This window comes from Streptomyces sp. B21-083, from assembly GCF_036898825.1.
In the GTDB taxonomy this organism is placed as follows: Bacteria; Actinomycetota; Actinomycetes; order Streptomycetales; family Streptomycetaceae; genus Streptomyces.
In genome coordinates, this window is the sequence record NZ_JARUND010000001.1 from 4,850,732 (window position 1) to 4,874,930 (window position 24,199).

The following is a 24,199-nucleotide window of genomic DNA, read 5'->3' on the forward strand; positions in this document are numbered from 1 at the left end:
CGGTAGGCAAGGTGCGGTAACAGGGAGGAAGCGTCTCGTGAGCAGCAGGCCATCCCGAGGCGCTGCTCGCCTCGCAGCCATACTCGACGCGCTGCCCGATGCGTTGGTGCTGGTCAACGCCAATGGGACCGTCGTCAACGCCAACACGATCGCCCTCGCGGCGTTCGAGACGCCGGGCACCGCCCTCGTTGGGCGCGGGCTGCTCGATCTGCTGCCGCAGTTCGACTCGCGGCTGATCCCCGGCACCATGCGGCGGCCCGATTCCATGGACCCGCACGGGCAGACCAAGCCGACCCGGATGATCGCCCGGCGGACGGACGGGACCGAGTTTCCCGTCGAGGTCACCAGTGCGAATCTGGAGAACGGCCAGCAGGCGTACGACAGCTACGGCTACACCAATGACGAGCTGCTCATGCTCGTCGTACGCGATCTGTCCGGCACCGTCGACACCGAGGCCGAACTCGCGCGTTCGCAACGTCAGACCGAGATGATCCTGCGTGCCGCGGCGGAGGGTGTCGTCGGGACGGACACCGAGGGGCGGGTCGTTCTCGTCAATCCGGCCGCCGCTCAGATACTCGGTTACCGGGCCAGCGATCTCGGCGGGCGCGAGCTCCACACCCTCGTCCTGCACTCGCGCGCCGACGGCGAGCCGTTCCCGTACGGCGAGTCGCCGCTCGCCGACACCCTGCGGTCCGGGCGCAAGCACCGGGTGCGCGGGCAGGTGCTGTGGTCCAAGAGCGGGGACAAGGTCTCCGTCGATCTGACGACCGCGCCCGTCCGGGACGGCGACCAGCTCGTCGGCGCCGTGATGACCTTCACCGACCGGCGTCCGTACGACTCCCTCGCGGAGGAGAAGGACGCCGCCGACAAGCTGCACGAGGAGGAGCTGGAGCGGGTCGCCGAGGAGCACGCCTCCGAGCTGACCGCTCTGCGCCAGCAGCACGTCGCCGAGATCGAGCAGCTGCGCGAGGAGCACGAGGAGGAACTCGCGGCCGGCGAGGACCGGTACGCGGCGCTCGCGGAGCGCGAGAAGGACCGGTACGAGGCCCTGGCCGGCCGGCAGGAGCAGCTGCTCGTCCTGCTCGGGCGTTCACTGCGCGGGCCGCTCGACGAGCTGCGCCGCGAACTGGCCACCCTCGCCGCCGACGACGCAGGGCAGCTGTGGCCCGAGGCCAACCAGGTGCTGCACCATCTGTCAGCCGGTTACTCGCGCATCACCACATTGGTCGACAACGTCCTCGCCTACCAGCGGCTGGACACGGGCGTCGATTCCGTCACCCGTACGAAGGTGATGCTCGACGCGGTCGTCGCCGCCGGGGTCGACGGGGCCGTCGAGCTGATCGGGCCCGGACGCGTCCAGTTCGCCGTGCACGCGCCGCCCATCGAGGCCGAGGTCGACCCGCAGCGCCTCGCCACCGCGCTCGCGCACCTCGTCGCGGACGTCGCCGGTGTCGACGCGACCGGCAACTCGCCGTCCTCGGCGGGCGGTTATCTGGACAACACGGTGGTCGTGGCCGCCGCGCAGCGCGGTGAGGTCGTACGGATCGAGGTGCGCGGGCCGTACACCGGGGGAGACCCGGTGCACGAGCCGATCGTGCGCGGGATCGTGCGCGCCCACGGTGGAGTGCTCCAGACGCACGAGGTGCCGGGCATGAGCGGCAGCGCGTACGTCCTTGAGGTGCCCATCGGGGGCGGGGCGGGCGCGGTCGTCGCCGAGGCCGAGGGCGTACGGACGGGCGTCGGTGCCGAACTCGCCCTGCCCGGGCAGGAACCGGCCGGCGGCGACAGCAACGGCGACGATGGTGGTGGTGTCAGCGGGCGGCGCCGGGCCCGGCGGTCCTCCGTGGACGCCTTCCTGGAGGCCGATCTCCCGGAGGGCGCCGCCGAGGCCGAGGCCGACGCGGAGTCCGGTGACTCCGGCGACGAGGTGGTCGCGCCCACCGGGCGGCGGCGCAGGCGTGCGGCCGAGGAGGCCGCCGTGGCCGCGGCTCCCTCGCCGCAGCCCAACTCACAGGCACCGGCGCAGGCACAGCCCCAGGTGCAGCCCTCGGGCGACGGGGACAGCGGTACGGGACGTCGGCGTGGTCGGCCCAGCCCCGTCGACGCGGGCGATGCGAACGGTGGAGGTGTCTCCACCGGCGCCGTCGTCATGGCGGGCGAGCACGGCGCGGGCACCGCTGCCGTGGGCTCCGGCCTGGGCGGGACGGTGCCGCCCCAGGGCGTGCCCGGCGCTCCGGCGCGGCGCGGCGGAGGCGAGCAGCACGCGTTGCCGCCCGCGCTGCCGGCGGCTCCTTCCGGGGCCACCGGTGCGGAGGGCGCCGCCGACGAGGGCGCGGACGGGCAGCCGACCGGGCGCCGGCGCCGGGCCCTGGCGGCGGCGGCCGAGCGCGGTGTCGCGCAGGAGGCGGGCCCCCGTCCGGTGTTCGCGCTGCCTCCGGCCGAGGCCGACCGGACGGACGAGGGCGCCCCCGTGGCGCCTGGCGGACCCGCCGGGCCGGTCGGCGACCGGTTCGACGACGGTGGCCGTCATGACGGGCTCACGCACGATCCCGACGACGACCACACCCCGCCCCAGCCTCACCCCACCTCCGCTCCGACCGGTCGCCGCCGCGCGCGCCAGGCGCCGGAGCAACCGGGCGCCGTGCCTCCGGGCGGGATTCCCGTACAGGCGGCTCCGGTACAGGCGGCTCCGGTACAGGCGGCTCCGGTACAGGCGGCTCCGGTTCAGGCCGCTGCCGTTCCGCAGGGCGGCGTACCGGCGCAGGTCCAAGGTCAGGCGATGCCTGGACAGGCCATGCCCGGGCAGGCGGTTCCGGCGGCGCAGGCCGCCCACGTCGCCCAGGCGGTGCCCGGACAGGCGGTTCCCGCGCAGGGGCTTGCCGCGCAGCCGGCGCTCGGACAGCCGGTCCCGCAGGCCGTCCCCGGTCAGGCGCATCCCGGTCAGCCGCTCCCCGGTCAGGCCGTCCCGGCGCAGGGGGTCCAGGGTCAGCAGGTTCCCCAACAGGTGGCGCAGCAGGTCCCCCAGGCCGTTCCTCAGGCCATTCCTCAGGTGGCTCCCCAGCAGGTTCCGGCGCAGGGTACGGCGCCCCAGCCCGCCCCCGCCCAGGGTCTCGCCCCCGGCCAGGCGATCCCGGCCCAGGCTGCCCCTGCTGCCCAGCCTCAGCAGCAACCCCAGTCGTGGCCCTCGTCCGACGACGACACGCCGGACGCCGGAACCGCCGTTCAGGCGGCAGGCGCCCCACTTCCTCCCGAACGGGCCGTGCAACCTCGGCTCGGACAGGCGCTGCCCGCCGAGGCCGCCGCGCCGGTCGACCCGAACTCGACGCAGGGGCGCGCGATCAGTGTGCGCACCCTCGGGCAGGGAGTGGCGTTCAGTCGGCAGGCGGCGCAGGTTCAGACACCGGGCCAGCCGCAGACCGCGACGCCCCCGCACGGCACCAACGGCTCGAACGGCTCCGGTCGTCGCCGCAAGCTCGGCACCCGCCCCGAGCCCGTCGGTCAGCCCGAGTCGGCCGCCCGTCCGCACCTGCAGTCGGGCCAGGTCGCGCCCGGCACGCCCCCGGCGGCACAGGTCGCGCCCGCCGCACCGGTCCCGGCCCAGCCCTCGCAGGCCGGCCAGGCGCCTCTGCCGGGTCAGCCGTCCCTCGCCGGGCAGGTACCGCTCGCCCAGGCGCCGTTGCCCGCGCAGCCCTCGCTCGCCGGGCAGACCCAGCTCGCGCCGGGCTCTCCGCGCCTCCCCGGATTCACCGAGGGGGCGGGGCGCTCGTACGCCATAGGGGCACCGGACGAGAACGCCGCCGAGGGGCCCGAGCCGCTCGACGGGCCCGGCGGAGCCGTCGAGGTCTCCGACCAGCCGCAGCCCCGGCCCATGGACGACGAGCTGCCGCCGGAGCCGCTGGACAACCCGCGTCGGCTGCTGGTGTGGCCCGCGCCGGACGTCACGACGCAGCAGGCGCTCAGCGACCGCGGGTACCGGCCCGTCATCGTGCACTCGCGCGAGGAGGTCAACGCGCAGATCGCGGCCTTCCCGGCGGCGCTGTTCGTCGATCCGCTGACCGGGCCGATCACCCGGACCGCCCTCCAGTCGCTGCGCCAGGCCGCCGTGGCCGCCGAGGTGCCGGTCCTGGTCACGGCCGGTCTCGGACAGGCGACGCGTGAGGCGGCGTACGGCGCCGATCCCGCCGTACTCCTCAAGGCACTCGCCCCGCGTGACAGTGAGCAACATCCGCCGCGGGTGCTGCTCATCGAGGAGCACGCGGAGATCGCGCTCGCGTTGACGGCGACGCTGGAGCGGCGCGGGATGCAGGTCGCGCGGGCCGCCAGTGACGCCGACGCGGTCACCCTGGCCTCGCAGTTGCGGCCGAACCTGGTGGTCATGGACCTGCTGCAGGTGAAGCGCCGCAGGGCCGGGATCGTGGACTGGCTGCGGGCGAACGGGCAGTTGAACCGCACCCCGCTGGTCGTCTACACGGCCGCCGTCGACCAGGCCGACCTGCCGAGGCTCGCCTCGGGCGAGACGGTGCTGTTCCTCGCCGAACGGTCCACCAGCACCGAGGTGCAGGACCGGATCGTCGACCTGCTCGCCCGTATCGGCACCAATTGACGGTACTGATCAAAGGTACTAATCGGCCTATTTCTTACGAAGGTTGGGGCAGTGTTTCACGTGAAACACTGCCCCAACCTGTATGTCAGCCCTGTATGTCAGCCCTGTATGTCAGCCCTGCATACCGGCCCCGGTCGAGCGGCCGTCAGAGCTTGGTGACGTCCAGCTCGCCCTCCGCGTACTGCTTGCGCAGGACCTTCTTGTCGAACTTGCCGACGCTCGTCTTCGGCACCGACTCGATGATCGTCCAGCGCTCCGGGAGCTGCCACTTGGCGATCTTGCCCTCGTCGGCGAGGAAGGCTCGGAGTGACGCGAAGTCGGCGGTGGAGCCCTCCGACAGCACGACCGTGGCCAGCGGGCGTTCGCCCCACTTGTCGTCGGGGACGGCCACGACGGCCGCCTCCATGACGTCGGGGTGGGCCATGAGGGCGTTCTCCAGGTCGACGGACGAGATCCACTCGCCGCCGGACTTGATGACGTCCTTGGCGCGGTCGGTGAGCGTCAGGAAGCCGTCGGGGCTGATGGTGCCCACGTCGCCCGTCTTGAGCCAGCCGTCGTCGCTGAACTTGTCGGCGGGACGCAGGGGTTCACTGTCGGAGCCGTTGTAGTAGGCGCCCGCGATCCACGGGCCGCGGACCTCAAGCTCACCGGCCGATTCGCCGTCCCAGGGGAGCCGTTCGCCGCCGGGGCCGCTCAGCCGGGCCTCGACGCTGGTCGGGAAGCGGCCCTGCGTGAGGCGGTACGCGAACTCCTCGTCCGTACCCACCACACGGGCAGGCGGCCGGGCGATCGTGCCGAGCGGGGAGGTCTCCGTCATGCCCCAGGCGTGACAGACGCGCATCCCCAGCTTGTCGAAGGCGGCCATGAGGGAGGGCGGGCAGGCGGCGCCGCCGATGGTGACCTGGCCGAGGGACGACACGTCACGGGGGTTCGCGGTGAGCTCCGCGAGGAGGCCCTGCCAGATGGTGGGGACGGCGGCGGCGTGCGTCGGCCGAATCCTCTCGATCATCTCGGCGAGCGGGACGGGCTGCAGGAACCGGTCCGGCATCAGCATGTTGACGCCGGTCATGAAGGTCGCGTGGGGCAGTCCCCAGGCGTTGACATGGAACTGGGGGACGACGATGAGGGAGGTGTCCTGGTCGGTCAGGCCCATGGACTGCGCCATGTTGACCTGCATGGAGTGCAGGTAGATGGAGCGGTGGCTGTACACCACGCCCTTGGGGTCGCCGGTCGTCCCGGAGGTGTAACACATGGACGCAGCTGTACGTTCGTCCAGCTCGGGCCAGTCGTAGCCGGTCGGCTTCCCGGCGATGAGGTCCTCGTACTCGTGCACGCGCGCGTGGGACCCGGCGAGGGCGGAACGGTCACCGGGGCCGGAGACCACGACATGCTCGACCGTCTTGAGGTGCGGGAGCAGCGGGGCGAGCAGCGGCAGCAGGGTGCCGTCCGCGATGACCACCCTGTCGGCGGCGTGGTTGACGATCCAGGCCAACTGCGCAGGGGGCAGTCGCAGGTTGAGGGTGTGCAGGACCGCGCCCATGGAGGGGATCGCGTAGTAGGCCTCGACATGCTCGGGGTTGTTCCACATCAGGGTCGCCACACGGTCGTCGCCGGTGACCCCGAGGTCGTCGCGCAGGGCGTGTGCGAGCTGTGCCGTGCGGGCCCCGATCTCGGCGAAGGAACGGCGCCGCGGCTCGGCCTCGCCGGTCCAGGTGATGACCTGCGAGTCGCCGTGGATCGTCGACCCATGGGTCAGGATCCTTGAGATCAGCAGCGGTACGTCCTGCATGGTGCTCAGCACGGCGTCCTCCCGGGGCTTCATTGCCTACTCGGTGGTAAAGGTCGTGCTGATTCTGCGCACATACCGAGCGGTACGTCACTAGGCGAGTGCGATCGATCAGATCACGTCCTGCCTCGGGAACTTCCGGCGATCACCAGAGGTTCCCATTCGGGAACCAACGGGCGGAGCCGAAGCGGAACTACCGGGCGAGCACCAGCTCGGGGTCCTCGCGCAGCTTGCCCAGCGCGCGTGAGACGGCCGACTTGACCGTGCCCACCGACACCCCGAGCACCTCGGCCGTCTGGACCTCGCTCAGGTCCTCGTAGTACCGCAGCACCACCATCGCGCGCTGACGAGCCGGCAGTTTCATGATCGCGCGCCACATCGCGTCGTGCAGCACCTGGTGCTCGGCCGGATCGCCGACCGGCGTCCCCTCCGGCTCGGGCAGCTCGTCGCAGACGAACTCGTCGACCTTCCGCTTGCGCCACTGCGACGTCCGCGTGTTCAGCAGCGCCCGGCGGACATAGCCGTCCAGCGCGCGGTGGTCCTCGATGCGCTCCCACGCGACGTACGTCTTGGTGAGCGCGGTCTGCAGCAGGTCCTCCGCGTCGCTCGGGTTCGCCGTGAGCGACCGGGCGGTGCGCAGCAGCACCGGGCGGCGGGCCTTCACGTACGACGAGAACGACGGATACGCGGTGTACGAGGTGTAGGACGCGAACGACAGGGTCTGCGTCGCCGGCGTAGCCGCGTTCGAAGCGCTGGTGCAGACGAGTGTGGTCATGGCTCTACGCTAGGTTCGCCCCCTACTCGGGCGGATCGGCCGCAGGTCCCGAAGCCGGGTCCGCCTCAGGTTGTAGGAGGGGGGCTGCCTCCACCTCCTGAAGGTGGAGGCCGAGTACGGGGCTATGAGGGTTCACCCCTGAGGGGTGGTACGACGGTATTACGGAGGCTGCTCCTCCGGTAGTAGGGACAACCCCGTGCGCAGTCCCGTTCACAGTCCTGCGCACCGTCCCGGGCGCGGCCCCGTGCACAGCGGAGTCCCCAGCGGCGGACCGGACGGTCGCGCTCATCCGGCGGTCGCCAGCACCAACCCCGAGGTCGGAACCCCCGTACCCGCAGTGACCAGCACTCTTTCCGTGCCCGGCACCTGGTTCACGGAGGTCCCCCGGAGCTGTCGTACCGCCTCCGCGATGCCGTTCATACCGTGCAGGTACGCCTCCCCGAGCTGGCCCCCGTGCGTGTTCAGGGGCAGCCCCTCGGCCGCGACGAAATCCGCCGCCTCGCCCGGTGCGCAGAATCCGAACTCCTCCAGCTGCATCAGCACGAACGGTGTGAAGTGGTCGTACAGGATGGCGACGTCGATGTCGGACGGGCCCACCCCGGCGGTCCGCCACAGCTGGCGCGCGACCACGCCCATCTCGGGGAGCCCGGCGAGGTCGTCGCGGTAGAAGCTGGTCATCTGCTCCTGCGCGCGCCCCGCGCCCTGGGCCGCCGCCGCGACGACGGCGGGCCGGTGCCGCAGCTCGCGCGCCCGTTCGACGGAGGTGACGATGACCGCCTGGCCACCGTCCGTCTCCTGGCAGCAGTCCAGCAGCCGCAGCGGCTCGGCGATCCAGCGCGAGGCGGCGTGGTCGGCGAGGGTGATGGGCCGGCCGTGGAACCAGGCGGCCGGATTGGTCGCCGCGTACTTCCGGCCCCGGACGGCGACCTGCCCGAACGCCTCCGCGGACAGCCCGTACGTGTGCAGGTACCGCTGCGCCGCCATCGCCACCCAGGAGGCGGGCGTGAGCAGCCCGAACGGCAGCGACCAGCCGAGCGCCACCCCCTCGGCCGACGGCTCCCGCCGCTGCACCCCCGACCCGAAGCGCCTGCCCGACCGTTCGTTGAAGGCCCGGTAGCAGACGACGACCTCGGCCACCCCGGCCGCGACGGCGAGCGCGGCCTGCTGCACGGTCGCGCAGGCGGCGCCCCCGCCGTAGTGGACCCGGGAGAAGAAGGACAGCTCCCCGATCCCGGCCGCCTGAGCGACGGTGATCTCCGGGCTGGTGTCCATCGTGAACGTGACCATGCCGTCCACGTCGGCAGGCGTCAGCCCGGCGTCGTCGAGCGCGGCCCGCACCGCCTCCACGGCCAGCCGCAGCTCGCTGCGCCCCGAGTCCTTGGAGAACTCGGTGGCCCCGATACCGGCGATGGCCGCACGGCCGCCGAGGTCGTCGCGCGCGTGCAGGGTCACGGGGTGCCTTCCGAGGCCGAGGGGGAGACAGAGTCAGGCACCGAGTGGGGTACGGAGACGGTCACCGTTCCGGACACGTGCCGGCCGATCCCGTTCACCCCGAGGACGCGTACGACGGCTGTGTCACCGTCGACGTCGACGTCCTCGATGCGGCCGGTCAACACCATGGTGTCGCCCGGGTAGTTGGGGGCGCCGAGGCGGATGGCGACCTTGCGCAGGACGGCCGCGGGTCCGAACCAGTCGGTGATGTACCGCCCCACCAGGCCGTTCGTGGTGAGGATGTTCATGAAGATGTCGGGGGACCCCTTCGCCCGCGCCGACTCGGCGTCGTGGTGCACGTCCTGGAAGTCGCGGGACGCGATCGCCCCGGCGACGATCAGCGTGCGCGTGACCGCGATCTCCAGCGGCGGCAACTCGTCCCCGGCCCTCATCCGCCCACCTCCGCGGGCAGGTCGCCCCGGAACACCGGAAGCTCGGACTGCCCCTCCTCGTACCGTACGAACTCCAGCCGCACCGGCATCCCGATCCGCACCTTGTCGTACGGCACGCCCACCACGTTGCTGACGATCCGCACGCCCTCCGCGAGCTCGATCAGCCCGACCGCGTAGGGCGGGTCGAAGGCCGGGAAGGGCGGGTGGTGCAGGATGACGTACGAGAAGACGGTGCCCTCACCGGACGCCTCGACGGTGTCCCACTCGCCATTGCCGCAGGCGTTGCACCCCGGCAGCCAGGGGAAACGGAGCGTACGGCAGCCGAGACAGCGCTGGATGAGGAGCTGGTGCCGGTCGACCCCGTCCCAGAATCCGGCGTTGTCGCGGTTGATGACGGGCCGGGGGCGCGTCAGGGTGACGTGGGACTTCTGCCCTGACTGCCCCGCCTGCTCCGCGTGCTTCGCGTGTTCCGTCTGCCCCGCAGGCGTCTCGGGGCCGCCCGAGGGAGCGTATGCGCGTGCCGGCGCGTACTTGAGGATCCGGAAGCGATGGGTGCCCACCGGCTCACCGTCCACCCGTACATCCGTCCGGGTCGTGACGAAGTACCCGGTGCCGAGCTTGGTGGTCTTGGGCCCGGAGACCGACTCGACGACCGACTCGAAGGCGACCTGATCCCCCGGCCGCAGGGGCCGCAGATACTCCTGCTCGCAGTCGGTGGCCACGACCGAGGTGCAGCCCGCGCCGTCAAGGAGGTCGAACAGTTCCTCGTACGCGGCCGAGCGGCCCTGATTCCCGGAGAGGCCGCCCATGGTCCACACCTGCAGCATGGCGGGCGGCGCGACGGCGTCCGGCCCGGAGTACGCCGCGCTGGTGTCGCCCAGCGCCTCGCACCAGTGCCGGATCATCGGCTCGTTGACGGGATCCTTGCCGACGCCGCCGACGACCGCGGGGCACCCTTCGAATGCGGCAAGGAGCGGGGCGAGTTGATCGTGCGGCAGAGGACCGGGGGGACGACCGGGTAGGTGACTCACAGTTTCTGACTGTCCGTCAGATACGCGAGGGTGTCAAGGGTCCGAAAACGCCTGCGCGGCGACACGAAGTACCGAAGTACGTGCCGCCGCGCAGACGCTTCACCACCCCATGAAGCGCTCCCCACCAGGGAGTTCAGGACCGCAGGGGACCCACACCCCCACCGGCCCACGGCTCACCAGAGGTTGGTGAAGTTGACGACGGCGTTGGACTGGTCGATGGCCGTGAACGCCGAGCCGTTGACCTGCGCGGTGTTGTTCTGGTTCGAGGCGCCCGAGCCGACCGCCTGCTGCTGCGACGTGGACGAGTTGCCGTTGTTGTTCCCGCCCACGCCGCTGCCGACGATGCCGGCGACGGCCGCGTTCGATCCGTCGTTCGCGAATGCGCCGTTGTCCGCCGCGGCCACACCGCTGAAGAGCGCGGCGGCGAGGGGCAGAGCCGAAACGGCGGCGAGAACGCGAGCGGTACGGATGCTTGCCATGTCTTTCCTCCAGAACATGTACGCCCCGGCTCCAGTGCCGGACCGCACGAAGTACGTGTGATGCGTGAACTGCTCCTGCTGCCAGGGAAGTTGGCCATCCGCCCCTGTGTTGTTCCGCCGCCGTGCACTGCGTCGCAAGATCAGAATTGCCCACCGAATCCCCGGCGAACCACCCCGGAACCACTTATTCCCCCTGAAGCGTGATGACAAGTCGATAAACCCCCTTCTGATCATGGAAGTAGCAGGTCAGGCAGACAGGACTGATTCACGCCAAGCCGCCATGAAAGAGACCAAGGGACACAAGGGCCGAAGCGTTCCCGCACATTTCCGGCCATTCCACCGACATGACCCTGACCGCTCTCCCACCCTTCCCTTTTTCGAACATGAGTACGAACATGGAGGTATGGCCACCACAGACCGGCAGGCCACAACGCTGGCCCTCGCGCACGCCCTGTCAGCCGCCGAGCGCGGCCTGGCCGTCATCCCCCTGTCCCGGACGAAGCTCCCGGCCCTCCGCTCACCCCACCGCGACGACCCGGACCCCGCCCCCTGCCACGGCGAGTGCGGAAGCACCGGCCACGGCGTGTACGACGCCACGACCGACCCGCCCCGCATCCGCGACCTCTTCGCCGCCGCCCCCTGGGCCACCGGCTACGGCATCGCCTGCGGCCTGCCCCCGCACCACCTCATCGGCATCGACCTGGACACCAAATCGGGCACGGACTCCTCCGCCGCCCTGCGCGAACTGGCCCTGCGCCACCTGTTCACGATCCCCGAGACGGTGGTCGTCCTGACCCCGTCCGGCGGCCGCCACCTGTGGCTGACCGGCCCCCCGGACGCCGTGGTCCCCAACTCGGCGAGCAGGCTCGCCCCCGGTATCGACATCAGAGGAGCCGGCGGCTACCTCGTCGGCCCCGGCTCCCGCACAGAACACGGCGTCTACGGCACGGCCCCCGGCACGGCCCACCTGACCCCGGCACCCTGCCCACCGTCCCTCCTGCGCCTCCTCCTCCCGCCGCCCCGCACCCACCACTCCACGCCTCCCGCACCGGCCGAACACGGCCAGGGCCTGGTCCAGTTCGTCCTCGCCGCCCACGAAGGTCAACGCAACACCCGCCTCTTCTGGGCGGCCTGCCGCGCCTACGAGAACGGCATCGGCCCCGCACTGCTGGCCCCGCTCGTGGAAGCGGCCGTCCAGACGGGCCTGACGGAACGCGAGGCACGGGCGACCGTGGCTTCGGCAGCGCGGATGACGGGGCGACGGGAGTGAGGTGACGGATAGCCACTTATCGGGCTTACGCCCGACGGCCCCCAACACCCCGATCCCGGTGGCAACCGTCGCCACCAGAATCGGCGCCATCGACCCGACCCCCGGCGAACCGGTCATCCTGGCGCACGAGTTCGTATGCCTACGGGGGGACACTTGACCGCAGTCTGGCGGCGACCTGACGACGGCCAACAGGCCGGAAATCAAGGGAAGCGGAACCAATCAACGAAACGGCCTCCAACCTGAACACCAGGTCAGAGGCCGTTCACGTGCGGTGGGTGTGGGATTTGAACCCACGGTGACATCGCTGCCACGACGGCGACCTCTGACCTACAGATTCACGGGCTCGCTGGCCCACGCATGGCCCACAGGGTGGCTCAGCAGCACCCCGAAGCCCCCAGTTGCGTTGCCGACCAACGATCCTTGGCCACGGTCAATCGGTGCCCACCTCCGGCCGAACAGGTCGTGTGCTCGCATCCGCACGTCGCCCACAGGACGACTCTGCCGACCTAAGACCACCGCTTGATGATCTTTATTGGAGACTTCGGCGCCGGCCACACCTGGATACGGATCTTCTCAGTGGTCTCGGGGCTTCGTCAGAGTCGACGTCGGCCCGAGCTGCCCGAGCCAAGTTGTGCCGGGACACGCGGACGCGGTTCCAGCCGGACGTGACCTCGAACGTAGCCGCATCGGGGGCGTAGTCCGTACAGCCCAGAACCATCAGGCGACCCGACGACACATCTAGGCCGGCCTCAACGACGTGATCGAATTCCGAGCTGTCACCACTCGGCTCCTTCAGCAAAACGACCATAGTGACGGATACGTTGACATTGACCACCGTGCCGATACCCAGCGCAGCCTCTGCAACCGCGAGGTGATCGGCAACGGCCTGGTCCGTCCACGCGTCGCTTAGATCACCGTCCGAATCCGCATCGAATGCGTGGATCTGGAAGTAGTCGGCGAAGAGGGTGAGCTCTGTCGTTGTCGTCATGGCGGCACAGTGCCATGCAGCACTGACAGCCGGAGATGCACCGGCCGTCCACGGTACGGATCAGACGGCGCCCGTGCCCTCAGCGTGCCCGATCGAGGGGAGCACCGGCGAACGACGGTCGCCCACGGACAGCACGCGGCACGACGGCCCCGGACCGATCTACCTGGTCAGGGGCCGTTCGTCTGCGGTGGGTGTGGGATTTGAACCCACGGTGACATCGCTGCCACGACGGTTTTCAAGACCGTTCCCTTAGGCCGCTCGGGCAACCCACCTGTGCCCCTTCCCACCAGGGATGGACCGGGTACAGCGTACCGGCCTCGCGACGTTCACGGAGGCCGTGGTCCACACGGGGTCCACTGGCTCTGTTCCGCGCCCCATGCCCACTGGGCCGATCATCAGCCCCCGTTCCGCAGCCCCGGCCGACGCGCGTAAGCATAGAGCTGGGCTGGCCTTGTCAGCATCCCCAAAGAAAAAGGCCCGCTGGGCCCCTCCCCCGACGCCGTTGCCGTCACCTCCGAACGGTGGCGCCAGCTGTCGCAGCAACTACTCGGGCCGCCAGCCTCAGCGCCACCAATACCGGCATAGCGCGCTCCCCGGCAGCAGCCGAAGGCGAAACCGCCAACCATCGAACGGCGTTGCACACACGCCTCCGTGTCTACCGAGTTACAACTAGCTACGGGCTCAAGGCGGCTCGCTCCGCTCCCCGCGCGCTGCACGGGCGCCGGCCGGGCCTGCGCTCCTGCCTCCGCCCCGCTCCAGCCCGGCCGGCGCCCGTGCAGCGCTCAATGCATGCAGCCGCCTGACGCCAGGAAAAGCAACGTCGTGGCTGGGGCGGTCGGCTCCACGGCTTTACGGAACCACTTTGGCGCGAGCCTCGAAGATCATGGCCCCAATGTCGTGCTTTACCGGGTCTTCGAACTTGAGCGGTGTGCGTTTCGGATGCGCTGGCTGACAGTCACTGCACGTGCTGGGTAGGGGTGTTGGTGGCCCTGGATGCAGGACGCCCGTGGTCCTGGGTGATCATTTCTGTTCTCTACGCAGAATGATCGTCTGGGAGCCACGGGCTTGGTCAACGATACGACGTTGCTGCTGGACCTCGACGGGGTGTCCGTCATACGGGTCGAGCGGTGCGAGGACGGGGGCCGCCGGGTCCACCTGGCCACGGCGGATGCTGCGGCCCGGGCCTGCCCGGCCTGCGGGGTCCTCTCGTCCCGGGTGAAAGGCTCCGCCACCACCCACCCCCGTGATCTCCCTTATGGCGAGCGTGGGTTGGAGTTCTTCTGGCACAAACGGCGCTGGTTCTGCCGCGAGCCGGCCTGTCCTCGGAAATCGTTCACCGAGCAGATCCCGCAGATCCCGGCCGGTGCCCGGCTGACCGGGAGGCTACGGAGTACGGCCGGACGTCGGATACGGGATGGCGGCTCCACAGTCATCCAGGCCGCCCGCGATCTGCGTCTGTCCTGGCCGACCGTGATGGACGCCTTCAACGCCGTTGCCCACGAGGTCGTCGAAGCGCCGCTGCCCGAGGTCGGGGTGCTGGGCATCGACGAGACCCGGCGCGGCAGGACCCGCTGGGAGCAGGACCTTGTAACGGGCACGTGGCAGCTGACGCGGGACCGGTGGCACACCGGGTTCGTCGACGCACACGGCTGCGGCGGGCTGCTCGGCCAGGTCGAGGGCCGCACCGTCGCCGACGTGCTGGCCTGGCTGTCGACCACACCTCTGACCTGGCGCAACAGCATCCGGCACGTGGCCATCGACATGTCGGCCACCTACCGGGCCGCGATCCGCACCGGCCTGCCGAACGCCGTCGTCGTGGTCGACCACTTCCACATCGTGCAGCTTGCGAACAAGATGCTGTCCCTGGTCCGGCGCCGCACCACCGCCGAAATCCGGGGTCGGCGCGGACGCGCCACCGATCCCGAGTGGAAGGCCCGCCGACGACTCCTGCGCAATCGCGAGGACCTCACCGACGAGCAGTTCGCGAAGATGTGGAACCCGCTGCTGGCCGAGGGGAAGATCGGCCGAACCCTGCTGACCGCGTGGATCGCCAAGGAGTCCCTGCGCAACCTTCTCGCCCTGGCCCGCACCGGCGCCGACCGACACCAAGTCGGCCACGCACGATGGAAATTCCTCACCTGGTGCGCAGGCGCCGACATCCCCGAAGTCCGCACCCTGGCCACCACGGTCGACCGCTGGTGGCCCGAGATCGCTGCGTTCATCGACAGCGGACACAGCAATGCCAAGAGCGAAGGCATCAACCGCGTGATCAAACTCGTCGCCCGTGCCGCCTTCGGGTTCCGCAACGCCGCCAACCAGCGCCTACGCACACGCTGCGTTACCACCCGCCGAGCCCGCGGACACCTCCGCACCGCTCAACTTTGAAGACCCGCTTTACCTGGCAGGTCCACAGACTGCCCGACGCGCCGGAAGCTTACGGGGGCATGATCACTCACGCCAAAGCAGCGCCACCCCAAAGCCGCTCCGCCGACCTCACATTACTCAGCAGCAGCCATCTTGCCCTACTCTTCAAGAAGAGTTTGAAAGAGCTCTGCGATACGACCTGCGTCTCTCGCCGCATTGTCGGATGTAGACCAAGAGTGCGGGCTCTCGGCGTAACTCCGCGCCTCGTCCTCTTCCGCCTCGTACTCATCGGCCGACTGCCGCCAAGACTCAAGCATTTCTTGGACTGGCGCATCAAATTTTTCCGCAAACTTCTCTACAAAGTTTGCCGCCTCTCTGGACTGCCCGTAGTCGCTTTCGTAGTGCCAGTGTTCAAACTCGCTATCCGCAAAGCGCATGAAAGCGTCATACATTTCCTCACGCATTTCATCGTTAAAGTCTTGCGGGTTGAAAATATCAAAAAATAGTTCGACGTCTGCCGAGTCATAGAAATCTTCAAGGGCTCGTTTGAGAAGTCCATCAACAATTTCTGCGGTGCTAAACGAATAATTCTGCACGGTAAGAGCCAACGTGACGTACGCCTCCACTGAGGCCCTAGGGAGTCTTTCTTGACTTCGGGTTTGCCCCCACGCCTCGGCCTGACACCAAGCCACGTCTTCTGGCCCTCCAAACGATATTACGAAATTCATCACCGTGGCAAGCATCTCGGGACGAGGGTCCGAGATGATAAGACGGGTTTTCCCTCTACTTTTCCGGTCGCCGGATGACCACCGGGCCACTCGCTCTTCGTATAGGTGGCGAATCCCCGAAACCAACCTTGGGGAATTTTCTACCAACACCTCTTTTAGTTCAGCATAGGAGTTTTCCAGCGGGAGTCTTATAGGGCTATGAACGTCACGGATAAAACGGGTATATTCCAGCTTCTCCCAAGCGACAGAGAGCTGTTTACTCCGGCGACTCTTTCGATATTTATCGAGACCTGTATAGCGAAGAAGCATCAAGACTTGCTCGATGTCACGGATTTCTCCGAGGGCGGCCTCTGCCATGCCAGGGGATGCATCCATCTCGTGAAGCAAGAAATCACGACACGACGGGTTGGCTAGCGCGACAGTCTGATGCGCACTTCTTGCTGGATTGGATATTGTGACCCAAGTTCCATCCAGTACCTTCAGCGCCTGGGTGTACGCATACGGATCTACGGCATGAACGTACTTACGCAAAGCGCTCTCAGTGATCCCTCTAGGAGGGAGAGTTACGAGAATCGTGAGAATCCTTCGTCCCGTATCCGAGAGGTGATGATAAGAACTGGCCCATAGCTCTGACGGATCGTCCAAGCTTGCACGCAGGTTGGACAGCAACACTGAAAGGCTTTTCGAATGGCGCCGAAGAACCTGTTCCAGTATTCGTGGACTGTAGTTCTCGTGGCTAATTACAGAACTATATGCTCGATCTTCGACCAAGGTACGCCTGTCCGCCTCGGGGAGATCAGAAAAATGTAGATGGTTGTAAAAGATGAGCGCCTTTGTATAGTCAGAATAATCTTCTACATGCACCTCAGTAGGAACTAGCGCCGACCGAGCTCGCCTAATCCTGTCACTGCGTTCCTGGGCGTGTCGAAATATCTGCTCCCGCGTTGTCAAGATAAATCGCTTTGTGCCAGGTGCCGCCCTTCGTACTTTTTCTGCGAATTGCGCAATTCGATGATCTTCGTTTTTGCCTGTAGTCTCGGCCAAATCAGTCTGCCCAAGAAAATCATCATAGTAGAAGATCTGAGGGTGATTAGGGTTCCAGAGCTCAAAGCCTTCTTTCACATCTTCGCTGATTTGAACGACTTGCCAATCTTCCTTCCAGTGAGCCAGGAGGATCATTTCGGCCAAGATGCTTTTTCCGACCCCTGGAGGTCCGGTAATTACACAAATGTTGTGTTCTTTCAAAACCTCCGCCGTTCGACCAAAATGATCGGTTATGACATAAAATTTCGATCGACTCTCGATGCTCTCAAGAAGCTCCTCGGTGCGATTCCATAGGCCGCTGTGAATTATTCGAGAAAGCATCGCCACGGATGTTGTCCAAAGCTTAAAGTGCCTGAGCTCGACCTCCGGGTGGCGCAACAGGAGAGCGTTCAAATCTTCTTGACCCAGAATATCTCCGGTAGCAACAGGGAGGAACTTCCCAAGCGTGTCCGCCAACTCCTCTTTCAATTCAACCGTCATCGATACGCTGGTAACAAGGACGTAGCGCTTCACTCCTCGCGCATTAACCCATTTCTGCGCCTCTTTCTTCACTGCACGCCGGAGAGCCGTACGGCCACCCCTGGGGTAATGTTTGCACTGAATCACCACATTGTCGCCGAACACGGCGCAGCGAAGGTCAACCCCTTTGTCTTTTCCGGGTCCAAAAGACTCAACATGAACGCCAAGCTCTGCACTTAGGATATCCGCCGTGAGAATTTCGAAATCAACTGGCGACAACGTACTGAAGTCGTATTCAGGCAAAACGTGACCTCCCACCGGTCCGTGTATTTGTCGGCGTCCTTCAGTAGGCTAGTTATTTCCGTGCTACAAACATGGTTCCAGTTCGCAGAGCGCTGCGCAGGAAGTTGCAGGAATCAGGGGAAGATGCCAACGACGAGACCCGCACTGGTTCGCCGCCCTCCAGGAACGGTCCGCTGCTGAATGACTGTCACGACCCGAGAGGCGCGTCGTCGGGGGTGAAGTCAGGGTCACCGTCGTCTAAGGCCTCGCGTCGCAGACGGTCGTAGTCCCGACGCTCGGCTTCCTTCCGTCGGTCGTAAGTCTCCTGAAACTGCTCGACGTTGCGGCTCACCTTCGGTAGCTCTTCCTGGCGTAGGTATTCGAGCAGCACGCTGATCATGTCCTCGACCATCAAGCGCACCCAACGGACACGCAGCGGATGCCGGGGGCCGGCATACCTGTATGCGCGAGCCAGGTTGTAGGGCTTCTGGATTCGGTCGGGCAGAGCCTGACCAGGGATGCGACCAATGGCGACAGCAGCCCTGGTGAGCGACGCCGTAGCGTGCTCCTCCCACGGATCCGGACTGATCGGCCCTGTCGACACCGTCACTGTCTCCAGGTATTCACGTAGCTGGAGGAGTGTCGTCAGGGCCTCTTCACCTGCCAGTCTGCCGATCTCGTATCTGCGTACTTCGCGAGCGTCCTCCGACTGTTTCCGGAGAGTGAGCCACGTCCCTGCCAGTGAGGCGCCTGCACCCAAAACCGCGCCACCGAAACCCACGAGGGCCGTCGCTATGTCCACGTTCATGGGCCTCTTATTCAGGGATGGAAGAGAGCAGGTGACCGGCAGTCGTGCCAGACGCATGCCAGGTCGTGCGGGCAACCCCGGGGAACGGCGGGGAGTACGCTGCCGGCCAGTCCGGCCCGGTTAGCAGCTCCGCCGCTGGTCAGCCCGCGAATCACCTGTCAAAGCCCCAAGCTTCCCAAGCTGAGGCTTCGACGAACATCCTGCGCCGTCGCTCTTTGGATTCTTTCTGGCGTTCGGTCACCCCAACCGGAGCCCGGGCTACCTCACAGGACATCTCGTCAGCATGACGCGAAAAGCATCGAACTGGCGCCCCCCTCCGGAGCCGTCTGCGATCCTGGAACCCGATCGAGAGGGGCCGAAGGCATGGAGTGGAAGACCCACGGTGAGCGCCAGATCTACACGAACAAGTGGGTGAACCTGTGTCTGGTCGACGTCCAGCAGCCTGATGGGCGCAGGTGGGAGTACCACGTCGTGCGCCTCCGGCACCTGGCCGTGGCGGCCGTGGTCAACGACCGCCAGGAGGTGCTGATGATGTGGCGGCACCGCTTCATCACGGACTCCTGGGCCTGGGAGTTGCCCATGGGCCTGGTCGAGGAAGGTGAGTCCCCGGAGGAGGCGGCGGCCCGTGAGGTCCTGGAGGAGACGGGCTGGCGCCCTGGTCCCATCAAGCCCCTGATCTACGCCGAGCCGGCCAACGGGATCACCGACTCGCAGCATCACGTCTTCCGTGCGGACGGCGCGACTTACGACGGGCCGCCCACGGAGAAGAACGAGTCCGACCGCATCGAGTGGATACCCCTCAGCGAGGTGCGCGGGATGATCGACCGCCGCGAGGTCGTCAGCAGCGGATCCCTCGTCGGCCTCCTGTACGTGCTCATGGATGAAGCGATCCGCTGATCGGTGGGAGGAGTTCCCGTAGCCGTGCCTCGAAGGCCAGTGCTACGGGCTCCCGCCTGTGCGGGGCCAACTGCTCGTAGAACTCGCGGAGATGGCCCGACACTCGCTCGGAGGACACCGCCGACGCGGGCTCCAGAGCTTGCGTGGCGGTGTGGCACGCCTGGGCAAGCTTGCCCTGATCCAGCTGCGTACGAGCAAGCCAGAACGTGTGAAACGCCCGGCCGCGTTGGTTGGTGCTGTTCTCCCGCCGCAGAGCATCCGCGATCAAGGGCTCAGCGGTCGCTGCCTCCCCGAGTCGGCCGTGAGCAATGCCGGTGTCGACTATGAGCTTCAGCTCGTCGAAGTAGGTCACCCATGACGGGTCGGGGTCGTTCGCCTGGATCTGCTCGAAGTGGCGGTGCGCTTCCCCGATTGCCCGGTGGGTGGAGTCCCGGTTGCCGAGGGTGGCGTGGGCGAAGGCTTCCCGCATGGACAGCATCGACATGACGCGGGGCGTGGTGCCGAGAGCTGGGCGGGCCTGGTCCTGGGCGGCGGTCACGAGTGCCAAGGAGTCCCCGGGCTTGTCCTGGTACGTGGCCTGCAAGCTCATGCAGGCCAGGACGTTGGCCATGAACTGGCGGTCGTCGATTTCCTTGGCCAGTTGCAGGGCCTCGGTGAAGTACGCGCGGGCCTGGTTGTACTGGCGGGCGTCGAAGTAGGTCCAGCCGGTGAGGCGCGCCAACTCGGCCGCGATTCCGTACAGGCCGTTCTGGATGGACGGCGGTCGGCTCTCCTTCAACAGTCCCACGACATGCCGGAGCTGACCGACGATGGCCGGCCTCAGAGCTTCGCCGCCGTGCTGGTCGTCCCGTCGCCAGTAGTCCTCGATGGAGGATCGGAACGCATCAAGTGTGGCGCTGCTGAGGCTCGTTCGTGTGGCCAACGCCAGGATGCTGTCTACGTCCGGTCCCGGCAGAGACGCGGGTGTCTGCGGCTCTGGCTCCGGCGCTTGCGGTGCCTCGCGCTGGGTGACCACGAGAGCCTGGGGCGTCTCCCAGGGGCGACGAGCAAGCCCGAGCATGTGCCCTGGGATGCGCAAGCCGTCCGCGATGCGTTCGACGACGTCCATGTGCAGCAACTGGCGTCGCCCGGCGATCACTTCACCGACTCGGCTGGGTGTCAGCTCGCATCGCCTGGCGATCTTCGACGGATAGATGCCCGCCCTGGTCTTGACCAGCCGGAAGACTTTGCCGAAGTCCCGTACCCGGCACGCGTTGATCATCTCAGGATCGGTGAGCAGCCTGGCAGGAAGTTCCTGCGGCCGGTCGGCGTCGGGCATCGGGCAAGCTCCCACCCTGCGAGGGCTACGCAACGTCGCTGATTCTCTACTTGCCGCGATGTTACCCAAGTTGGGTAATCAGCCTGACCTTTTGGCGAGGCTACCCAGTTCGCGATGCTCGTGTGCATGGCGAGCAAACAGCAGACCAGACCAGGCATCGGTGAACTGGCCAAAGACAGCGTCAGGGACCTCATCGGCGTCGTCATGGGCGAGTGCGGGGGCCGTGTGCAGATGCGGCCGATCCGTGGCGGCCTGGAGTGGGACGCCATCCCGGACGACGTGGTGGCGCTCAGCGCGCGGGAGGAACTGAGCGCACGTCTGACCATCAAGAACGGCAACAGTCTGGGCGGGTTGTGATGCGCGCCATCGGCCGGTACGCCGGAGTCCTCTTCATCATCTGCATCAGCGGTTCGTGCGGCCTGGTGATCGGCGCGCCCTCGGTATCCGCCAGTAGACCGGCCGCCCCGGACGGGTGCCAGTTCACGGCTCCCCCGTCCCCGTCCGGGGCCGGCCTCCAACCTGCCCCCTGATCGTCTGCAAGAGCCCAGCTCGGCGATCAAGGCGGCATGCCCGTGCCACGCACCACCTCACACCGGGAGATTGCATATGACGGCAACGGCGAACGATCAGCGGACCGGCCGCGCGGTGGCTGGTGAGGAAGTATTCGAGAGCCTCGCCCACTTCGTGGTCATCCACAACGGGCAGTCGGCCGAGCGCGCGGAGCGGATCGCGGACCAGGCGGTGGCGTTCCTGGTCACGGCGGCCACCGCCACCGTTCCGATGGTCCCGTCCGATGACGTGGACCTGGGCCTCCACGCGCTCATCCTGCACACGAAGGAGTACGCCGCGCTGTGCGAGCGGTACGCGGGCCGCTACCTGCACCACAACCCGAAGCGGGGTGGAGGCGCCCGCGACCCTGAGATGGTCGCCGCCTCCGCACGCGCTATGAAGGCGGCCGGGTTCATGGTCTTCGACGACCTGTGGACCGTGAACGGCGTGAATCTCGCGCAGTGCGATTCGGACTGCGGCCGACCGTACGGTCAGGCCTAGCCACACGACAACTGCGACGCGGCCGGCCTGAATTCGTGGTCGGCCGCGCTCGCCTGAACCCTGGAAGGGATGAGACGTTGCCGGGCTCAACCCCTGAACTGCCGATCGTGGTGCTCGACGCACTCATGCCCACGACGCAGCGCATGGTCATCAACCGTCGAGGCTCCATAGTCTGGGAGGTGGAGAGCCACCGGGGCCACTACGCCGTGAAGATCGGCTATCCGGTCGAGGCTACGGCCGACTGGCCTGCCCAGCCCTGGACCGCGCTCGCGCCCGCACGCGAGGGCGCCGTTCTGCTTCGCCTCGGCGTCGAGCAGAGCGCGTACGGCGAATGGGAACACGGCACCTGGAACTACCAGCCGTGGCACGAAGGACCGGACCTGTACCGGCTGTGGGAGCGCTGCCGCACGAAGGACTCGCCCATCGCACCGGACACCAGCGAAGCACTGGAATGCGCCGAAGCGCTCGCCGACCTCCACGCCAAAGGCTGGGCACACGGCGATGTACAGCCCGCCCACTTCATCATCGGCCCGGAACGAACACACCTCATCGACCTCGCCCTCGCCCACGGCGGCCACGTACCCGAGGGACACGACTTCCCCTTCCGCGGCTGCCTCGTCCACTACGAAGCACCAGAGATCGCACGCAGCGTCCTCGACACCGGAGAAGCCGAGCCGACACCAGAAGCCGACATCTACGCGCTCGGGGCCTCGCTGCTCATCTCCGCCACGGGCTGGCGGGCGGTCGAGTACCCGGACGACGCTCCGCGACCTGTGCAGCGAGAGGCAGTTGCCAACGGCCGACGTCGGCCCGTGAAAGTGCCCGGTGAGCTAGGCGAATTGGTCGACGCGATACTCAGCCACACACCGGGGGATCGGCCCACCATCTTCGAGGTGGTCAAAGCCCTGACCTGATCCCCAAAACCCTGCCCACCTCGCGTCAGCAGTGCGCAGACGCCAACAACAAGAGACCGGACCACCCCTCAGCCTGGACAGCATTCCGGGTGGTCCGGTCGTGGAATCCCTGATCAGGACCCCGGTGCCGATGGTACCGGGGCGGTCGGCGTGCTCGGATTCGGGCGCGGCGACAACCCCCGACAGCTGTTGTTGAGTTAGAGAGGACGGCGGTTGAAGGCGGCCATTGGAAGCACGGTTCTGACGTGCACCACCGAAAGTGAGCCAAGACGGCGAGTGCGCCGAACGAGCACCCGTCACGTATGTCTCCAGCAACCCCGTACTGGCATCAGCCACGCTGCCCGGTTTCGAAACGACGGCCACCCGGACGGCGGGGTCGTGCGCGCTCGGGCTCGGCCTGGTCCTGGTGCTGGTCGTACTCCTGGTGCTCGGGCTGGGCGAGTTGCTTCCTGGTCTGGCTGTCTGCCTTGGCGGTGCTGCGCGCTGAGTGGACGGGGGCCGCCGCAGCGGTGGCGGAGACAGGGAGCGGCGGCGGCCCCTGGCCGCCAGCGCGCGCGGGCCGCCGTAGGCGGTCCGCCTTGATCCAGTAAAGAAACTCTGAACAGCACCGATGGGCAGCGGTCGATCGACCTGGGAGAGGCACGGATGCCGTGGGCATGCCCCGACGGTTCGAGCAAGTGCGGCACGGAACGACGGCACGGCGGCAAGCGGGGAGCGATGACCGAGCACATACCGGACAACGAAATGGGGTCGACCAGCATTCAGGTCGGGGACACGGATCAAGTAGTCGCGTTGATCGAGGAGATGCGGGCCATGGTCGTTCGTCTCAGCAGAGAGACCAGGGAGTTGCGAGAGGAAGTGGCCCAGCTCAGGACTACGGCTTCGGCTGCTGAGCTGCCTTCAGTTCCTCTACCTCGCGCCGCAGTTCCTGATGATCAACGCTGAGAGCACGGATCTCGTCACGTAGTGCGGTGAGTACTTCGGCAAGGGTGGTCCCGGCGACTGCGGCAGCTTCGGTGTCGTCGGGCCCGCCCTCCCCCTGGTCGGCCTGGCCGTGCCCCTCGCCCCTGTTCGCCAAGTACCAAGCCGGAGCGGTGTAGTCCGCCGAGAGCTCCCCGCCGGCACCGTGGTCCGCGACGAAGCTGCCCCGACCATGGATCGTGTAGATCAGCCCCTCGTCCCGCAGGACGTTGAGCGCAGACCTCGCGGTCATGTTGGCCACACCGAAGCGTTCCTGTAGCTCGCGGATGGACGGCATCTGCTCGCCCGGCTTGATCCGCCCATGCAAGATGTCGCGCCGAATCTCGTCGGCGGCGTGCTGATACGGCGGCCGACGGTCCTGCTTGCTCTCTGGCGCGGGGCTCATGGCCCAAGAGTAGCGATTCTTAGCACCCCTAGCACACCCCACTGACATAGGTGGCCTATGTCAGTTGATACCTAGCTCACCCGATTCACTTGACACTGCTAGGTCTGCTATGTTCAATGGAGAGCACGCCCCACCGCCCCGGTGGAGCGCAATC

At 67.5% G+C, this 24,199-nt stretch carries 19 protein-coding genes and 1 tRNA gene; 8 read left to right on the forward strand and 12 right to left on the reverse strand.

All coding sequences use genetic code 11. The annotated features are described in order from the left end of the window. The first annotated feature begins 37 nt into the window (after positions 1-37). Positions 38-4,603, forward strand: coding sequence for a PAS domain-containing protein (locus tag QA861_RS21850; RefSeq protein ID WP_334589982.1), 4,566 nt, complete (start codon positions 38-40; stop codon positions 4,601-4,603). A 145-nt stretch (positions 4,604-4,748) separates the two neighbouring features. Here the strand turns inward: QA861_RS21850 and QA861_RS21855 are convergent, their stop codons facing one another. The 6 genes from QA861_RS21855 to QA861_RS21880 all read right to left on the reverse strand — a co-directional run bounded on the left by QA861_RS21855 (position 4,749) and on the right by QA861_RS21880 (position 10,557). Continuing rightward, positions 4,749-6,425, reverse strand: coding sequence for a long-chain fatty acid--CoA ligase (locus QA861_RS21855; protein ID WP_334589983.1), 1,677 nt, complete (start codon positions 6,423-6,425; stop codon positions 4,749-4,751). A 157-nt stretch (positions 6,426-6,582) separates the two neighbouring features. Next, the gene (locus QA861_RS21860) at positions 6,583-7,164 is read right to left on the reverse strand and encodes a SigE family RNA polymerase sigma factor (RefSeq protein ID WP_334589984.1); all 582 of its coding nucleotides are present in this window, start codon (positions 7,162-7,164) and stop codon (positions 6,583-6,585) included. 285 nt (positions 7,165-7,449) lie between these two features. Further along, positions 7,450-8,616, reverse strand: a complete 1,167-nt coding sequence (locus QA861_RS21865; protein WP_334589985.1) for a lipid-transfer protein — start codon at positions 8,614-8,616, stop codon at positions 7,450-7,452. Further along, positions 8,613-9,047: a MaoC family dehydratase gene (locus QA861_RS21870; RefSeq protein WP_334589986.1), complete on the reverse strand. Its 435-nt coding sequence runs from the start codon at positions 9,045-9,047 to the stop codon at positions 8,613-8,615. Before QA861_RS21870 ends, QA861_RS21865 begins: the two co-directional genes overlap by 4 nt. After that, positions 9,044-10,078, reverse strand: coding sequence for a bifunctional MaoC family dehydratase N-terminal/OB-fold nucleic acid binding domain-containing protein (locus QA861_RS21875; protein ID WP_334589987.1), 1,035 nt, complete (start codon positions 10,076-10,078; stop codon positions 9,044-9,046). Before QA861_RS21875 ends, QA861_RS21870 begins: the two co-directional genes overlap by 4 nt. 173 nt (positions 10,079-10,251) lie before the next feature. Next, positions 10,252-10,557 (reverse strand): hypothetical protein, encoded by a 306-nt coding sequence (locus QA861_RS21880; RefSeq protein WP_334589988.1) that lies wholly within the window; start codon positions 10,555-10,557, stop codon positions 10,252-10,254. A 403-nt stretch (positions 10,558-10,960) separates the two neighbouring features. Between QA861_RS21880 and QA861_RS21885 the strand changes: the two genes are divergently transcribed. Next, complete coding sequence (locus QA861_RS21885) at positions 10,961-11,827, forward strand: bifunctional DNA primase/polymerase (protein WP_334589989.1); 867 nt, start codon at positions 10,961-10,963, stop codon at positions 11,825-11,827. A 529-nt stretch (positions 11,828-12,356) separates the two neighbouring features. On the opposite strand, the gene QA861_RS21890 is transcribed toward QA861_RS21885, so the two are convergent. Both QA861_RS21890 and QA861_RS21895 read right to left on the reverse strand, forming a co-directional pair. Further along, the gene (locus QA861_RS21890; RefSeq protein ID WP_334589990.1) at positions 12,357-12,815 is read right to left on the reverse strand and encodes a hypothetical protein; all 459 of its coding nucleotides are present in this window, start codon (positions 12,813-12,815) and stop codon (positions 12,357-12,359) included. A gap of 185 nt (positions 12,816-13,000) precedes the next feature. After that, positions 13,001-13,087: transfer RNA gene (locus QA861_RS21895), tRNA-Ser, on the reverse strand. A gap of 793 nt (positions 13,088-13,880) precedes the next feature. On the opposite strand from QA861_RS21895, the gene QA861_RS21900 reads away from it, so the two are divergent. After that, on the forward strand, positions 13,881-15,200 hold the full coding sequence (locus tag QA861_RS21900) for an ISL3 family transposase (RefSeq protein ID WP_334589991.1): 1,320 nt from the start codon (positions 13,881-13,883) through the stop codon (positions 15,198-15,200). A gap of 137 nt (positions 15,201-15,337) precedes the next feature. On the opposite strand, the gene QA861_RS21905 is transcribed toward QA861_RS21900, so the two are convergent. Together QA861_RS21905 and QA861_RS21910 are read right to left on the reverse strand one after the other, a co-directional pair. Then, the gene (locus QA861_RS21905) at positions 15,338-17,713 is read right to left on the reverse strand and encodes an nSTAND3 domain-containing NTPase (RefSeq protein ID WP_334589992.1); all 2,376 of its coding nucleotides are present in this window, start codon (positions 17,711-17,713) and stop codon (positions 15,338-15,340) included. Between the two features lie 187 nt (positions 17,714-17,900). Next, on the reverse strand, positions 17,901-18,500 hold the full coding sequence (locus QA861_RS21910) for a hypothetical protein (protein WP_334589993.1): 600 nt from the start codon (positions 18,498-18,500) through the stop codon (positions 17,901-17,903). A gap of 363 nt (positions 18,501-18,863) precedes the next feature. On the opposite strand from QA861_RS21910, the gene QA861_RS21915 reads away from it, so the two are divergent. After that, entirely contained in the window at positions 18,864-19,397 is a 534-nt protein-coding gene (locus QA861_RS21915; RefSeq protein ID WP_334589994.1) for an NUDIX hydrolase, read from the forward strand. Here QA861_RS21915 and QA861_RS21920 read toward each other — a convergent pair. Continuing rightward, entirely contained in the window at positions 19,375-20,715 is a 1,341-nt protein-coding gene (locus tag QA861_RS21920) for a helix-turn-helix domain-containing protein (protein ID WP_334589995.1), read from the reverse strand. The two genes, QA861_RS21915 and QA861_RS21920, sit on opposite strands and share 23 nt — an antisense overlap. Positions 20,716-20,829: 114 nt before the next feature. On the opposite strand from QA861_RS21920, the gene QA861_RS21925 reads away from it, so the two are divergent. From QA861_RS21925 to QA861_RS21940, 4 genes are all read left to right on the forward strand, one after another. Then, the gene (locus QA861_RS21925) at positions 20,830-21,072 is read left to right on the forward strand and encodes a hypothetical protein (protein WP_334589996.1); all 243 of its coding nucleotides are present in this window, start codon (positions 20,830-20,832) and stop codon (positions 21,070-21,072) included. 249 nt (positions 21,073-21,321) lie between these two features. After that, positions 21,322-21,765, forward strand: a complete 444-nt coding sequence (locus tag QA861_RS21930) for a glycine-rich domain-containing protein (RefSeq protein ID WP_334589997.1) — start codon at positions 21,322-21,324, stop codon at positions 21,763-21,765. 77 nt (positions 21,766-21,842) lie between these two features. Continuing rightward, positions 21,843-22,679, forward strand: coding sequence for a protein kinase family protein (locus tag QA861_RS21935; RefSeq protein ID WP_334589998.1), 837 nt, complete (start codon positions 21,843-21,845; stop codon positions 22,677-22,679). A gap of 259 nt (positions 22,680-22,938) precedes the next feature. Next, entirely contained in the window at positions 22,939-23,166 is a 228-nt protein-coding gene (locus tag QA861_RS21940) for a hypothetical protein (RefSeq protein WP_334589999.1), read from the forward strand. Between the two features lie 387 nt (positions 23,167-23,553). On the opposite strand, the gene QA861_RS21945 is transcribed toward QA861_RS21940, so the two are convergent. Next, positions 23,554-24,045 (reverse strand): GntR family transcriptional regulator, encoded by a 492-nt coding sequence (locus tag QA861_RS21945; RefSeq protein WP_334590001.1) that lies wholly within the window; start codon positions 24,043-24,045, stop codon positions 23,554-23,556. Positions 24,046-24,199: the final 154 nt, after the last annotated feature.

Bases quoted from the DNA above. Each gene is read 5' to 3' on its own strand.
- QA861_RS21885 (WP_334589989.1), top strand. From the start codon at position 10,961: ATGGCCACCACAGACCGGCAGGCCACAACGCTGGCCCTCGCGCACGCC.
- QA861_RS21920 (WP_334589995.1), bottom strand. From the start codon at position 20,715: ATGCCCGACGCCGACCGGCCGCAGGAACTTCCTGCCAGGCTGCTCACC.
- QA861_RS21890 (WP_334589990.1), bottom strand. From the start codon at position 12,815: ATGACGACAACGACAGAGCTCACCCTCTTCGCCGACTACTTCCAGATC.
- QA861_RS21860 (WP_334589984.1), bottom strand. From the start codon at position 7,164: ATGACCACACTCGTCTGCACCAGCGCTTCGAACGCGGCTACGCCGGCG.
- QA861_RS21910 (WP_334589993.1), bottom strand. From the start codon at position 18,500: ATGAACGTGGACATAGCGACGGCCCTCGTGGGTTTCGGTGGCGCGGTT.
- QA861_RS21855 (WP_334589983.1), bottom strand. From the start codon at position 6,425: ATGAAGCCCCGGGAGGACGCCGTGCTGAGCACCATGCAGGACGTACCG.
- QA861_RS21945 (WP_334590001.1), bottom strand. From the start codon at position 24,045: ATGAGCCCCGCGCCAGAGAGCAAGCAGGACCGTCGGCCGCCGTATCAG.
- QA861_RS21930 (WP_334589997.1), top strand. From the start codon at position 21,322: ATGACGGCAACGGCGAACGATCAGCGGACCGGCCGCGCGGTGGCTGGT.
- QA861_RS21925 (WP_334589996.1), top strand. From the start codon at position 20,830: ATGCTCGTGTGCATGGCGAGCAAACAGCAGACCAGACCAGGCATCGGT.
- QA861_RS21870 (WP_334589986.1), bottom strand. From the start codon at position 9,047: ATGAGGGCCGGGGACGAGTTGCCGCCGCTGGAGATCGCGGTCACGCGC.
- QA861_RS21880 (WP_334589988.1), bottom strand. From the start codon at position 10,557: ATGGCAAGCATCCGTACCGCTCGCGTTCTCGCCGCCGTTTCGGCTCTG.
- QA861_RS21915 (WP_334589994.1), top strand. From the start codon at position 18,864: ATGGAGTGGAAGACCCACGGTGAGCGCCAGATCTACACGAACAAGTGG.